Origin of the sequence: Cellulophaga geojensis KL-A (genome assembly GCF_000568425.1) — a bacterium.
Classification (GTDB): Bacteria; Bacteroidota; Bacteroidia; order Flavobacteriales; family Flavobacteriaceae; genus Cellulophaga; species Cellulophaga lytica.
In genome coordinates this window covers 86,463-100,801 of the sequence record NZ_ARZX01000005.1, presented here as the reverse complement: position 1 = coordinate 100,801, position 14,339 = coordinate 86,463, and the positions used below count along the sequence as shown (strand labels likewise).

Here is a 14,339-nt window from a genome sequence, read left to right as displayed (position 1 = left end):
AGTATGTGTTCTTGTTAATTTTTATGTATTGATATGCTTCCGTACTCGGTAGTTATGTTTACAAAGTTATTGCTGTTTTCTGATCCGCAAGAGCCTTTATAATTTTTTTGTGAGTTTTTAACTTCTTTTAAACTTAGGTTGCAATTGTCTACACCACTAATTCCTCCGTATGAAGATTTTAGGTTAAACTTAAAATTATAATTGTTATTGTACCCAACCTTAACACCTGTGTAATCTGCATTTATTATTACGTTGCCACAGTTTTCTGTAAGTTCAGAAATTTTTATAGAACCATAATCTGCATCTAAAGTGACGTTTCCGTTTACTTTACCAAGTTTTATACTAATGTAATCTCCACTACCTTTTATATTTTTAGCTTGGTTTACAGATATGCTACCATAATCACTAGTGTAGTCTATGTCTTGCGCGTTAATTATAGATGCGCTAGTATAGTCTGTGTTTAATATTAAGTTGCCTGCTTTAGTAATAGTAAAACCAGAATAGTCTGCATTAATTTTGGCGCTGTTAACGTAATCTATTTCAGATTTAGAGGTGTAATCAAAATTTAAGTTGTTGTTGCGTCCTCTTAATTCACCAATATCTAGCCTACCATAATCACAGTTTATGGTTGCGTGGCCATCAATCCTATCTAAAGTAATAGAACCATAATCATTAGTTAAGTCTATGTTATTTTTAACAGGTAGTTTAATAGTGTAGTTAATTTGCATATTAACGTTGTTGCTATTTCCCCAGCCCCAACTGCTGCTTTTGGCTATGTTGGTTTTAGCAGAAACGGTACTGCTAGACCCTTCAAAATTTACGGTAATATTGTCTAGTTTACGCTGAACTTTTTCTTCGTTATTACCACTAGTTTTAATATGTACTTCTATTTCTATACGGTTTTGATCCCATGAAGTAATATTAAGGTTGCCGTATTTGTTGTTAACTTTTAGTAATGCATTAGTATTAACAGTAAAGTTTTTTTTAATGGTTTTTTCTTTTGTGTATTTGCCTTTGTCATTATTGGCAGTACTTAGAAAAGGAATGGTAAGTAAGAGTAAAGTTATAATCTTATAGTGTAAAGTTTTCATCATTATAGTTCTTTAAATTTTTAATAGTATCAATTTGTTCCATAACATCTTTTACAAGATCTATTCTGGTTTGGTAATTGGTTATTATGGCGCTTAGTATAAGTTTTGTGTTGCCGCCGTTTACAAGGTTTTGTTCTAGTTTTTTATAGTCATTTTCTAATTTAGTTAACTGTAAAAGAGTATCATCTATAATTTTTTTAGTACTAGGAGATGTTTCTTTTTTTAATTCATTTACCTGATTATTAATTAAACTTGCAAAGTAAAACTTGGTTTCAGTTATTTCTGGGGCTATTTCTGCAATTTGCTCGTTAGTAGTTTGCTTTTGGTAAAAATATGAGAAACCTATTGCACATAAAAAAGCTATAGATGCTGCAATAGCAAATGGTCTCCAAGAGCGTTTATTATGTCTTTTGTTACTAGTGTTAAGCTTCTCTATAAAATTAGCAGTATGTGTGGTACTAGGTTCTTGAGTGTCAAAACTACCTTTTAACTCTTTAAATAAATTATCTATATCTATATTGTTTTTCATATGCAAGCGCTAGTTAATTGTTTACGCAAACTTTCTTTAGCTCTAGAAATTGTAGTTCTACAATTTGCATAGCTAATATTCATTATTTCACTTATTTCTTCATAGTCATACCCTTCAATTAAATGTAAGGTCAAAGAAACTCTATAATTGTCTTTCAATTGTTTCATGGCGTCCATCACTTTTTGAGCCTTCAATTGTGTTTCACCATTATCTATTGTACTACTATCATTATCTTTGACCCTGTACATTATGTCGTCTAAAGCAACTTCTGTGTTTTTTTGTTGCTTTCTGTATTGGTAAATACTATTGTTAATTACTATTCGTTTTAACCAAGCCCCAAAAGCTACTTCACCTTTATAGGTATGTAATTTTGTAAAGGCACTTAAAAACGATTCTTGCATTATATCCTCTGCTTCAGCGCTGTGTTTTACAATTCGGTATGCAGTATTGTGCATTGCTTTATAATACCTATTATAAATCTCTAGTTGTGCACTTTGCTTACCTTCTTTGCATTGTAGCAATAAAGTATTGATATGTTCTTTTTGTTGGCTCAAAAAAATGTATGGTTTGTTTTATAGATGATAGATTAATTTAATTGTTACAATTTTTTTTAATTCTGTTTGGTATTGGCATAAGAATTGACTTTATAAAGGCAATTAAACTACTGCACAAGCTACGTAATATGGGCTTTTGCTATGTATTTATAAAAATAACTAAATTTAAATAATAGATTTCTGTTTTTATTTTATGACAGAATGACTGAAATATAATTATGCGAGATTCAGAATTTGACAATTTGGCGCTACAAGGTATTAATGAAGAAGCAGAGCTTATACCATTATTAACACCTGAAGACGAGGAGGAAATGAGCAAAGAACAATTGCCAGAAATGTTACCTATTTTACCATTACGTAATACGGTACTTTTTCCGGGTGTTGTGGTGCCAATTACGGCAGGCAGAGATGCTTCTATACACTTAATTAAAGACGCTAATGAAGGGTCTAAGGTTATTGGTGTAGTTGCACAAAAAGATGAGCAAACAGAAAACCCAGGAATAGATGATATACACACTTTAGGTACTGTTGCCAGGATATTACGTGTTTTAAAAATGCCAGATGGTAATACAACAGTAATTATACAAGGTAAAAAAAGATTTGAGGTTGCAGAAGTGTTAACAGAAAAGCCTTATATGACAGCAACTGTACGTGAGGCTAGTGAGGTTAGGGCAGAGGAAGATACGCCAGAGTTTAAAGCCATTATAGAGTCTATTAAAGATATGGCTTTAAAGGTAATATCAGAGAGTCCTAACATACCTAGTGAGGCTTCTTTTGCTATAAAAAATATAGAAAGTAACTCATTTTTAATAAACTTTGTTTCATCTAACTTAAGACTGCCGGTTAAAGATAAACAAGAGTTGTTAGAGATAGAGAATTTAAAGGAAAGAGCTTTGGCTACCTTAAAATTTATGAATGTTGAAATGCAGAAACTGCAACTTAAAAACGACATTCAATCTAAGGTGCGTACAGATATGGACCGCCAACAACGAGAGTACTTTTTGCACCAACAAATGAGAACCATACAAGAAGAATTGGGTGGTGGCGCTACTGCAGAAGATGAACTAACAGAACTTAGAGAAAAGGCAAAAGACAAAAAGTTTACCAAAAAAGAAAGAGAGTACTTTAATAAAGAACTAAGTAAAATGCAGCGTATGAATCCGCAAGTAGCGGAATATGCAATACAGCGTAATTACTTAGACTTTTTTGTGAGTTTGCCATGGGGTGAATATTCTACTGATAAGTTTGATTTAAAAGCGGCTCAAAAAATATTAGACAGAGACCATTATGGCTTAGAAGATGTAAAAAAGAGAATTATAGAGTATTTAGCAGTGTTAAAACTGCGTAATGATATGAAATCTCCAATTTTATGTTTATACGGACCTCCTGGTACGGGTAAAACATCTTTAGGTAAATCTATTGCGGAGGCTTTAGGTAGAAGCTATGTTAGAATGTCTTTAGGAGGCTTAAGAGATGAGTCTGAAATTAGAGGTCATCGTAAAACTTATATTGGTGCAATGCCAGGTAGAGTTTTAAAAAATATTAAAAAAGCAGAGCACTCTAATCCTGTTTTTGTTTTAGATGAAATAGATAAGTTATCTAACAGTCATCAAGGAGACCCTTCTTCTGCCATGTTAGAGGTTTTAGATCCTGAACAAAACAATGAGTTTTATGACAATTTCTTAGAAGTTGGGTATGACCTGTCTAAAGTAATGTTTATTGCTACAGCTAATAATTTAGGAGCAATACAGCCTGCTTTAAGAGATCGTATGGAAATTATTAACGTATCTGGTTATACTATTGAAGAAAAGGTAGAGATAGCTAAAAGGCACTTGTTACCTAAGCAGTTAAAAGAACACGGTTTAAAGCCTAAAGATTTAAAAATTGGCAAAGCACAATTAGAGAAAATTGTAGAAGGTTATACAAGAGAATCTGGTGTGCGTACTCTAGATAAACAAATAGCTAAAATGGTGCGTTATGCAGCAAAATCTATAGCTACAGAAGAAGAGTATGAGGTTAAAGTAACTAATGAAATTGTAGAAAAAGTTCTTGGACCTGCTAGGTTAGAAAGAGATAAGTACGAGAATAATGATGTTGCAGGTGTTGTAACTGGTTTAGCTTGGACAAGTGTAGGTGGAGATATTTTATTTATAGAGTCTATTTTATCTAAAGGTAAAGGCGCTATGAATATTACTGGTAACCTAGGTAAAGTAATGAAAGAATCTGCAACCATAGCTTTAGAGTACATAAAATCTAATGCAGATTATTTTGGTATTAAAGACGATATTTTTGACAAGTATAATGTTCATATACACGTGCCAGAAGGTGCCACACCAAAAGATGGTCCTAGTGCAGGTGTAACAATGTTAACCTCATTGGTGTCATTATTTACACAGCGTAAAGTTAAAAAGAGCTTGGCAATGACAGGTGAAATTACACTACGTGGTAAAGTGTTGCCAGTTGGTGGTATAAAAGAGAAAATATTAGCGGCTAAAAGAGCAAGAATTAAAGAAATAATTTTGTGTGAAGATAACCGTAAAGATATTTTAGAAATAAAAGAAGAATATTTAAAGGGGCTTACTTTTCATTACGTAACAGATATGAGTCAGGTTATAGATATTGCTGTTACAAACCAAAAAGTAAAAAATCCTAAAAAAATCTAGATTACAAAAGGCTATTTAATTATATTTAAATAGCCTTTATTTAAGTACATTATTATGAAAAAAATAACAATAGCTATAGACGGGTATTCCTCTACAGGAAAAAGTACTATTGCTAAACAACTGGCAAAAGCTCTTGGCTATGTGTATGTAGATACAGGCGCAATGTATAGAGCTGTAACTTTATACGCCATAAGAAAAGGTTTTGTGTCAGAAACCAGTGAAGATTTTGAATCACTTATAGCTGCATTACCTAGTATTAGCTTAAAGTTTGTGCATAATGAAGATTTAGGCTTTTCAGAAATGTATTTAAATGATGAAAATGTAGAAAAAGAAATAAGAACGTTAGAGGTGTCTAAACAAGTTAGTAAAGTTGCAGCTGTAAAAGAAGTACGTACTAAACTTGTAGAAATGCAAAAGGCAATGGGTAAAGAAAAGGGCATTGTTATGGACGGCAGAGATATTGGATCTGTTGTTTTTCCGGATGCAGAATTTAAGGTTTTTATGACGGCTTCTCCAGAAACCAGGGCGCATAGGCGCTATAAAGAATTGTTAGATAGGGGAGACGATGTTACTTATGATGAGGTTTTAAAAAATGTTAGAAGCAGAGATTATATAGATTCTAATCGAAAAGAATCACCATTAGTTTTAGCAGAAGATGCCATTGAGTTTGACAATAGTGATATGGGACTTATAGAACAGTTTGAGCGTATGCATAATTACGCATTGCGCATTATAGAAAAACAATAATATAAAAAAACGGCAATCTAAATTTAGATTGCCGTTTTCTTTTAAAACCACTGTATTTTATAAATTTGGTATTACCAAAACTTGGTCAGGGTGTATTACGTCAGGATTTTTTAGAAGATTAGTATTTGCTTCAAAAATCTGTTTGTATTTCATAGGATCACCATAATAGTGCTTTGCAATTTTACTTAAAGATTCGCCACCTTGTACAGTATGTCTGTGGTAAACAGATTCATCAGCAACAGTAATGTTAGCTTTAACATCTGCAGGACTATCACCACCAATTTCTTTAATTTTATCCCAAATTAGGTTTTTTTCGTACTGTGTAGCAGCCTGCCCTTTAATTTTTAAAACGCCACTTTCTTCAGTCACATCTCCGTCTTTAATGGCTAATTTTTCACCAAGGTCTAAAACAGACTGGTATTTCGCTTTTACGCTCATAATGTTTATTATTTATAGTTAATTAATAATGCCTAATATAGTAAATATTACATCAATTTTAAAGTAAAAAACTTAAAAAAGCAATCCGTTTTTGTAATTGCCTGAAAATTAGTTAAAAAGAGTGTTTGTTTTACTAGAGAATAAGTTGTATTTTTGCAGCCCTTTTTAACGGTAGTATAAGAGGAAAAGGGATTAATTAAAACTTATATAACATCTTTTGTAGTGGTAGTATAACTCTTATAACGCTGCAAAATACAAATTTTAATCAGCAAATGGCTGAAGAGAAAAACAACGCCCAAGTAGAGGAATCTACACAGGCACCAGAAGTAAAAACTGCAACACCTAAGCAAGATCCAAAAGAATTTTTGGCAAGTTTTGATTGGGATAAGTACGAAGAAGGAATTGAGCGCGTAGACGATTCTAAATTAGAAGAGTTTGAAGCAATGGTTGCTGAGAACTTCGTAGATACTGCAGATGAAGAAGTAGTTACAGGTAAAGTTGTTCATTTAACTGAGCGTGAAGCTATTATTGATATTAACGCTAAATCTGAAGGTGTTATATCATTAAACGAATTCCGTTACAATCCAGATCTTAAAGTTGGTGACAACGTTGAGGTTTTAATTGATATTCGTGAAGACAAAAGCGGGCAATTAGTATTATCTCACAGAAAAGCTAGAACAATTAAGGCTTGGGACAGAGTTAATAATGCTTGTGAAAAAGAAGAAATCGTTAATGGTTTTGTGAAGTGCAGAACTAAAGGTGGTATGATCGTAGATGTATTTGGAATTGAAGCATTCTTGCCAGGTTCTCAAATAGACGTGAAGCCAATTAGAGATTACGATCAGTATGTTGGTAAAAACATGGAATTCAAGGTTGTAAAAATTAACCAAGAATTTAAGAACGTAGTTGTTTCTCATAAAGCTTTAATTGAAGCTGATATTGAAGAGCAGAAGAAAGAAATTATTGGTCAATTAGAAAAAGGACAAGTATTAGAAGGTGTTGTTAAAAACATTACTTCATACGGTGTGTTTATTGACCTTGGTGGTGTAGATGGTTTAATCCACATTACAGATCTTTCTTGGTCTAGAATTAACCACCCTAATGAGGTAGTTGAGTTAGATCAGAAAATGAATGTTGTAATTTTAGATTTTGATGATAACAAATCTAGAATTCAATTAGGTCTTAAGCAGTTAGAGAAGCACCCATGGGAAGCGCTTAGCGAAGACATGAAAGTTGGTGACAAAGTTAAAGGTAAAGTAGTTGTTATAGCAGATTACGGTGCGTTTATTGAAGTTGCTGAAGGTGTTGAAGGTTTAGTACACGTTTCTGAAATGTCTTGGTCTACTCACTTACGTTCAGCTCAAGATTTTGTAAAAGTTGGTGATGAGATTGAAGCTCAAATCTTAACTTTAGATCGTGATGACCGTAAAATGTCTCTAGGTATTAAGCAATTAACTCCAGACCCTTGGACTGATATTACTTCTAAATACCCAGTACACTCTAGACACAAAGGTATAGTACGTAACTTTACTAACTTTGGTGTGTTTGTAGAAATGGAAGAAGGTATAGATGGTTTAATTTATATTTCTGACCTTTCTTGGACTAAGAAAATTAAGCACCCATCTGAATTTGTAACAGTAGGTGAAACTTTAGAAGTAGAGGTATTAGAGTTAGATGTTGATGCACGTAAACTTAGCTTAGGTCACAAACAAACTACAGAAAACCCTTGGGATAAATATGAGACTGAATTTGCTTTAGACTCTGTTCACAAAGGAACTGTTGATGAAATTGTAGACAAAGGAGCAATTGTTAACTTTAACGAAGATATTGCAGCATTTGTACCTACTCGTCACTTAGAAAAAGAAGACGGTAAGAAAATTGCTAAAGGTGAAGAAGCAGAATTTAAAATCATTGAATTCAACAAAGAATTTAAGAGAGTTGTTGCTAGTCACACTGCAATCTTTAGAGAAGAAGAGCAACGTAATGTAAAAGCAGCTGTTAAAAGACAATCTGCTGCAGCTGATGAAGCTAAACCAACTTTAGGTGATGCTAACGAGGCTTTACAAGCGTTAAAAGATAAAATGGATGCTGCAAACAAAAAGTAAGCAAACATTTTAATAAATTTAAAAAGGTCTAAACGTAAGTTTAGACCTTTTTTTTATGCTTTTTTAGAACATAAATTATTGATAATGTATAACGTAAACACTATCAACCTAAAAAAATAAAAGAATAGTTAAAATAAGAGTTTACTTTATTTAACTAGTTTACATATAAATTCCTATTTTTGTAAAACAAAAGCCTTGGTATCCTAACCTATGAGTAAAAAAGTACTACTTTCCTCAAAAGAAATCCAAATCATATTACATAGATTGGCTTGTCAGTTATTAGAAAATCATACAGATTTTAAAGACACCGTTTTAATTGGTTTGCAGCCTCGTGGTACCTATTTAGCAAAAAGACTAACAACTATTTTAACACAAGAATATGGTGTTAAAGAAATAAACTTAGGCTCGCTAGATATTACATTTTATAGGGATGATTTTAGAAGAGGAGAAAAAACTTTAGAGGCAAGTAAAACCCACATTAACTTTTTAGTAGAAGATAAAAAAGTGGTTTTTATTGATGATGTACTTTATACAGGACGCAGCATTAGATCTGCTTTAACAGCAATACAATCTTTTGGTAGACCTGCAGAAATAGAATTACTAACCTTAATAGACCGCAGATTTAGTAGACATTTACCAATACAACCTAATTATAGAGGTAGGCAGGTAGATGCTATTAATGAGGAAAAGGTACAAGTACTTTGGCAAGAGAATGACGGGCAAGACATTGTCTATTTAATAAATGAATAAAACAACGAAAATGAGCGAGTTGAGTGTTAATCACTTATTAGGAATAAAATATCTTAACAAAAACGATATTAATCTCATTTTTGAAACCGCAGACCATTTTAAAGAAGTAATTAATAGATCTATAAAAAAAGTACCTTCTTTAAGAGATATTACTATAGCAAACATTTTTTTTGAAAATAGTACAAGAACAAAGCTTTCTTTTGAGTTAGCAGAAAAAAGATTGTCAGCAGATGTTATAAACTTTTCGGCATCACAATCATCTGTAAAAAAAGGAGAAACGTTAATAGATACTGTAAACAATATACTATCTATGAAAGTAGATATGGTTGTTATGAGGCACCCAAACCCAGGTGCAGGTGTGTTTTTATCTAAACACGTTAAAGCAGCTATAGTTAATGCCGGAGACGGAGCTCATGAGCACCCAACACAAGCATTATTAGATTCTTACTCTATAAGAGAAAAATTAGGAGATGTAGGAGGTAAAAACGTTGTAATTGTTGGTGATATTTTACACTCTAGAGTAGCTTTGTCTAATATACTTGCTCTAAAATTACAGGGGGCAAATGTAAAAGTATGCGGTCCAAAAACATTAATTCCAAAACACATAGAGTCTTTAGGTGTAACGGTAGAAACAGATTTGAGAAAAGCACTAAATTGGTGTGACGTTGCAAATATGCTGCGCGTACAAAATGAGCGTATGGATATTAGTTATTTCCCTTCTACTAGAGAATATACCCAGCAATTTGGAGTAAATAAAGCTTTGTTGCAAAGTTTAGATAAAGAAATAGTAATAATGCACCCAGGGCCAATAAACCGTGGTGTAGAAATTACTAGTGATGTTGCAGACTCTAATCAATCTATAATCTTAGATCAGGTAGAAAATGGTGTAGCTGTGCGTATGGCTGTACTTTACTTGCTTGCATCTAAAATAAAATAATTTACTATGGTTTTTGATAAAGATGGTACAACAACAATTGTAGACCAGGAGAATATCTCTTTGGCTAAATTTTTAGAAAATTTAAACAACGCTTACGAGAAAATAAAAAACGATAATATTATTGTAAATCTTTTTTCGTTTACAGCATTAACAAGTTCAGACGTGTTAGAGTTTTTAGACTTGTCTAATACACACAGAGGCTCTAATAAATCTTTTGTGTTGGTTACTAATAAAGTTTCTTATGATGATGTTCCAGAAGAAATATGTGTGGTGCCAACCATTAAAGAAGCAAGAGATATTATAGAAATGGAAGAAATTGAACGTGACTTAGGCATTTAATTTTCAATTTTACATTGTATTGTAAGTAAATTTATTTGCCATACAGTTAACTTATCAATTACAACTAATTTGCAATTAACAGTACTAGGTTGCCACGCAGCCACACCACGCACACTAGCAAATCCTACATCACAAACATTAGAGATTAAAGGACATTTATTTTTAATAGATTGTGGAGAAGGTACACAAGTCCAACTTAGAAAAAGTAAGCTTAAGTTTTCTAGAATTAAGCATATTTTTATTTCTCACTTACACGGAGATCATTTTTTTGGACTTCCGGGCTTGGTGTCTACCTTTAGGTTGTTGGGCAGAGAAAAAGAATTGCACGTTTACGGTCCTAAAGGTATAAAAGAAGCAATTACTATGTTATTAAAACTTGGGGATTCCTGGACAAATTACCCGTTATATTTTCACGAGTTAACGAGTAAAGAATCTACCGTAGTTTTTGAAGATGATAAAGTAAAAGTATCTACCATACCTTTAAACCACAGAATTTATACAAACGGTTTTTTGTTTCAAGAAAAAGAAGCAGAGCGTAAATTAAATATAGAAGCAGTAGCTTCTTATGAAATAGATAAGTGTTATTATCAGAAAATTAAAAACGGAAAAGATATTATTCTAGATAGTGGTGCAATTGTGCCTAATAAGGAACTTACTTTTAATCCGCCTAAGCCTAAAAGTTATGCATTTTGTAGTGATACTGTTTTTGAGCCAAGTATTGTGCCTATTATAAAAGGAGTAGATGCATTGTATCATGAAGCTACTTTTTTAGACTCTGAAGCAGAACTAGCAACAAAAACAAAACATTCTACAGCTAAACAAGCGGCAACAATAGCAAAGCAAGCAAATGTTGGTGCTTTGGTTTTGGGGCATTATTCTACACGTTACAAATCTACCAACTTATTTAAACAAGAGGCAGAAGAAGTTTTTACTCCAGTGTTATTAGGAGAAGATGGTAAGGCATTCGATTTTTAAGACTCTTTACTGTTATCAATTTTTTAAGTTTTATCTTTGCCGGCTTTTTAGAGTATAAATAGGTGTAAATTTATGTTGTAATAACACAACTAACATATTGTATTATACTGTAAAAGCTAATAATAAATCTTATATGGAGAAGTTAAGAGGGGTGCTATATGTTCTTATAGGTGCGGCTAGTTATGGTGTGTTGGCAACGTTTGTTAAAAAGGCTAATTTAGAAGGTTTTAGTACTAGCGGATTAAATACATTACAGTATTTAATAGGTTTTGTAGGGGTAGCATTATTGGCATTACTTAGTAAAAAGAATCGTGCAGTTACAAAAACTAAAGAAAATAAAAACGGGAAGCTTAAGCTCGTACTTTTTGGTACAGCAGCAGGTTTAACAAGTTATTTTTATTACTTAAGCCTTAATTATATTCCGGTTTCTGTAGCTATTATTTTTCTTATGCAAGCCATTTGGATGGGTGTTGTTTTAGAAATGATTTTAAGTAAAAAAGTAGATAAGCTTAAATTGTTTGGAAGTTTATTAGTAATTGTAGGTACTTTATTTGCCGTTAATGTTTTTAATGAAAGCAAGGCTATAGATCCAACAGGTTTTGTTTTAGGTGTAATGGCAAGTATGTGTTATACTGCTACATTATATGCATCTAACACTATAGCTGTAAGTTTACCTAATATGGTTAGGAGTAAGTATTTGGTTTTAGGTGGTTTGTTAATTGTATTACTTATTTGGAATACAGATTTACTAACAGAATTTGATTATGCAAGTTGGAGTTTTTGGAAATACGGATTGTTTTTAGGTTTTTTTGGTGCAGTATTGCCGCCAATAGCGTTTAACAAAGGGTTTCCAATTACAGGAATAGGTTTAGGTAGTATTTTAACCTCATTAGAAATACCTGTTTCTATTTTAACAGCTAGTATAATTTTAGGAGAAGAAATTAAAGGTGTACAATGGTTTGGGGTATTTATAATTATAGTATCTGTAGCAGTTATTAATTATAAGAGTATTTTAAACGATATTAAAAACACTAAAAACCAGTCTGCTTCTGCTTAAATAATTGCTAAATTTGTAGTGATAAAATTGTAATTGTTAAAAGTAGAAAAAAGTATAATTTTTACAATTTAATATTAGAAATTACACTATGAAAAAGGATTTAGGAGACTACAGAAAATCATACCAAAAAAGCGAACTGTTAGAGAGTGGTATATCAGACAACCCTATAGAGCTGTTTCAAAAATGGTTTTACGAGGTAGAAGCTACAGATGGTGTAGAGGAACCTAATGCTATGACAATTTCTACCATAGGATTAGATGGTTTTCCTAAAAGCAGAGTAGTATTGCTAAAAAAATACACCTATGAAGGTTTTATTTTTTATACAAACTATAATAGTGAAAAAGGAAAAGCAATAGCTAGTAATCCTAATATGTGCATCTCTTTTTTTTGGCCAAATTTAGAAAGGCAAATTATTATAAAAGGAAAAGCAGAAAAAATAGCAGAAAACTTATCTGATGGTTATTTTGAATCTAGACCAGATGGTAGCAAGCTTGGCGCCATAGTGTCAGACCAAAGTACAGTTATACCTTCTAGAGCATATTTAGAGCATAAATTAAAAAGCTTAGAAGAGAAATATAATGGTAAAGAAATAGAAAGACCAAAACACTGGGGAGGATATATTGTAAAGCCTGTTTCTGTAGAATTTTGGCAGGGAAGACCAAATAGGTTGCATGACAGAATAAGATATGAGTTGCAAGAAGATTACAATTGGAAGATAGAAAGACTTGCTCCATAAATGGTCTAGAAGTAATTTGTATATTTGCACCCCAATAAAAAATGCTGTAATTAATTAAGGATGAAGAAGAAAGTAGCTTTTTACACACTAGGTTGTAAACTAAACTTTTCAGAAACTTCTACCATTGCACGTAGCTTTGTAGATGAAGGTTTTGATAGGGTAGATTTTGCAGAAGCTGCAGATATGTATGTTATTAATACGTGTTCTGTAACAGAAAATGCAGATAAAAGATTTAAATCTATTGTAAAACAAGCTCAAAAGAAGAATCCAGATGCATTTGTTGCGGCAGTTGGTTGTTATGCACAATTAAAGCCAGAAGAATTGGCGGCGGTAGACGGTGTAGATTTGGTTTTAGGTGCAACAGAAAAATTTAAAATTACAGATTACATAAACGATTTGTCTAAAAATGATTTTGGAGAAGTACATTCTTGTGAAATTGAAGATGCAGATTTTTATGTAGGTAGTTATGCAATAGGAGATAGGACACGTGCATTTTTAAAGGTACAAGATGGTTGTGATTACAAATGTACCTATTGTACAATTCCGCTTGCTAGAGGAATTTCTAGAAGTGATACATTAGAAAATGTATTAAAAAATGCAACAGAAATATCTGCAAAAAATATTAAAGAAATTGTACTTACTGGTGTAAATATTGGCGATTATGGTAAAGGTGAGTTTGGAAACAAAAAACACCAACATACCTTTTTAGATTTGGTAAAGGCCTTGGATACTGTAGACGGTATACATAGACTTAGAATATCTTCAATAGAACCAAATTTATTAAAGAATGAGACTATAGATTTTGTGTCTAAAAGCAATTCTTTTGTTCCGCATTTTCATATTCCGTTACAGAGTGGTAGTGATACTATTTTAAAATTAATGCGCCGTAGATATTTAACCAATTTATACACAGATCGTGTAGCTAAAATTAAAGAAGTTATGCCGCACGCTTGTATTGGTGTAGATGTTATTGTTGGTTTTCCAGGAGAAACAGACGAGCATTTTTTAGAAACATATCACTTTTTGAATGAATTAAACATATCTTATTTACATGTTTTTACTTATTCTGAAAGAGATAATACGGTTGCTGCAGAAATGGATAATGTAGTGCCTAAAAACGTTAGGGCTAAGCGTAGTAAAATGTTAAGGGGTTTATCTGTTAAAAAGCGTAGAGCTTTTTATGAAAGTCAGCTTGGTAGCACTAGAACTGTTTTGTTTGAGAGCGAAAACAAAGAAGGTTATATTAATGGTTTTACAGAAAATTATGTAAAAGTAAAAGCGCCTTGGAACCCAGAGTTGGTAAATACGTTACATACAATAACGTTAACAGAAATAGACGAAGATGGTTTAGTGCGTTTTGATTTTGTAAAAACTGAAGTTGTGGTGTAATTAAGAGAAGGAGTGAAGTACGTAATTAT

General features: G+C 32.3%; 14 protein-coding genes. 10 read left to right on the top strand and 4 right to left on the bottom strand.

The window, feature by feature from the left end:
- Positions 1-14 precede the first annotated feature (14 nt).
- The 3 genes from KLA_RS05845 to KLA_RS05835 are packed head-to-tail and all read right to left on the bottom strand — an operon-like array spanning position 15 to position 2,174.
- On the bottom strand, positions 15-1,091 hold the full coding sequence (locus KLA_RS05845; RefSeq protein ID WP_034644548.1) for a hypothetical protein: 1,077 nt from the start codon (positions 1,089-1,091) through the stop codon (positions 15-17).
- Positions 1,072-1,620, bottom strand: coding sequence for a hypothetical protein (locus KLA_RS05840; RefSeq protein ID WP_034644547.1), 549 nt, complete (start codon positions 1,618-1,620; stop codon positions 1,072-1,074). Before KLA_RS05840 ends, KLA_RS05845 begins: the two co-directional genes overlap by 20 nt.
- Complete coding sequence (locus KLA_RS05835) at positions 1,617-2,174, bottom strand: RNA polymerase sigma factor (protein ID WP_034644546.1); 558 nt, start codon at positions 2,172-2,174, stop codon at positions 1,617-1,619. Before KLA_RS05835 ends, KLA_RS05840 begins: the two co-directional genes overlap by 4 nt.
- 218 nt (positions 2,175-2,392) lie before the next feature.
- On the opposite strand from KLA_RS05835, the gene lon reads away from it, so the two are divergent.
- Together lon and cmk are read left to right on the top strand one after the other, a co-directional pair.
- Complete coding sequence (lon, locus tag KLA_RS05830; protein WP_013619764.1) at positions 2,393-4,837, top strand: endopeptidase La; 2,445 nt, start codon at positions 2,393-2,395, stop codon at positions 4,835-4,837.
- Positions 4,838-4,891: 54 nt separating this feature from the next.
- The gene (cmk, locus tag KLA_RS05825) at positions 4,892-5,584 is read left to right on the top strand and encodes a (d)CMP kinase (protein WP_034644545.1); all 693 of its coding nucleotides are present in this window, start codon (positions 4,892-4,894) and stop codon (positions 5,582-5,584) included.
- 57 nt (positions 5,585-5,641) lie between these two features.
- On the opposite strand, the gene KLA_RS05820 is transcribed toward cmk, so the two are convergent.
- Complete coding sequence (locus KLA_RS05820) at positions 5,642-6,022, bottom strand: LysM peptidoglycan-binding domain-containing protein (protein ID WP_013619762.1); 381 nt, start codon at positions 6,020-6,022, stop codon at positions 5,642-5,644.
- 272 nt (positions 6,023-6,294) lie between these two features.
- On the opposite strand from KLA_RS05820, the gene rpsA reads away from it, so the two are divergent.
- From rpsA to mtaB, 8 genes are all read left to right on the top strand, one after another.
- Positions 6,295-8,127 (top strand): 30S ribosomal protein S1, encoded by a 1,833-nt coding sequence (gene rpsA, locus KLA_RS05815; protein ID WP_013619761.1) that lies wholly within the window; start codon positions 6,295-6,297, stop codon positions 8,125-8,127.
- 210 nt (positions 8,128-8,337) lie between these two features.
- Positions 8,338-8,877, top strand: coding sequence for a bifunctional pyr operon transcriptional regulator/uracil phosphoribosyltransferase PyrR (gene pyrR, locus KLA_RS05810; RefSeq protein WP_013619760.1), 540 nt, complete (start codon positions 8,338-8,340; stop codon positions 8,875-8,877).
- 10 nt (positions 8,878-8,887) lie between these two features.
- The gene (locus tag KLA_RS05805) at positions 8,888-9,814 is read left to right on the top strand and encodes an aspartate carbamoyltransferase catalytic subunit (RefSeq protein ID WP_013619759.1); all 927 of its coding nucleotides are present in this window, start codon (positions 8,888-8,890) and stop codon (positions 9,812-9,814) included.
- Between the two features lie 6 nt (positions 9,815-9,820).
- A complete protein-coding gene (locus KLA_RS05800; RefSeq protein WP_013619758.1) occupies positions 9,821-10,153 on the top strand; it encodes a hypothetical protein in 333 nt (110 codons plus the stop codon).
- 69 nt (positions 10,154-10,222) lie between these two features.
- Entirely contained in the window at positions 10,223-11,128 is a 906-nt protein-coding gene (locus tag KLA_RS05795) for a ribonuclease Z (protein ID WP_013619757.1), read from the top strand.
- A 133-nt stretch (positions 11,129-11,261) separates the two neighbouring features.
- Positions 11,262-12,185: an EamA family transporter gene (locus KLA_RS05790; protein WP_034644601.1), complete on the top strand. Its 924-nt coding sequence runs from the start codon at positions 11,262-11,264 to the stop codon at positions 12,183-12,185.
- Between the two features lie 88 nt (positions 12,186-12,273).
- Entirely contained in the window at positions 12,274-12,921 is a 648-nt protein-coding gene (pdxH, locus tag KLA_RS05785) for a pyridoxamine 5'-phosphate oxidase (RefSeq protein ID WP_034644544.1), read from the top strand.
- A 60-nt stretch (positions 12,922-12,981) separates the two neighbouring features.
- Positions 12,982-14,310, top strand: coding sequence for a tRNA (N(6)-L-threonylcarbamoyladenosine(37)-C(2))-methylthiotransferase MtaB (gene mtaB / locus KLA_RS05780; RefSeq protein WP_034644543.1), 1,329 nt, complete (start codon positions 12,982-12,984; stop codon positions 14,308-14,310).
- The last annotated feature ends 29 nt before the right edge of the window (positions 14,311-14,339 follow it).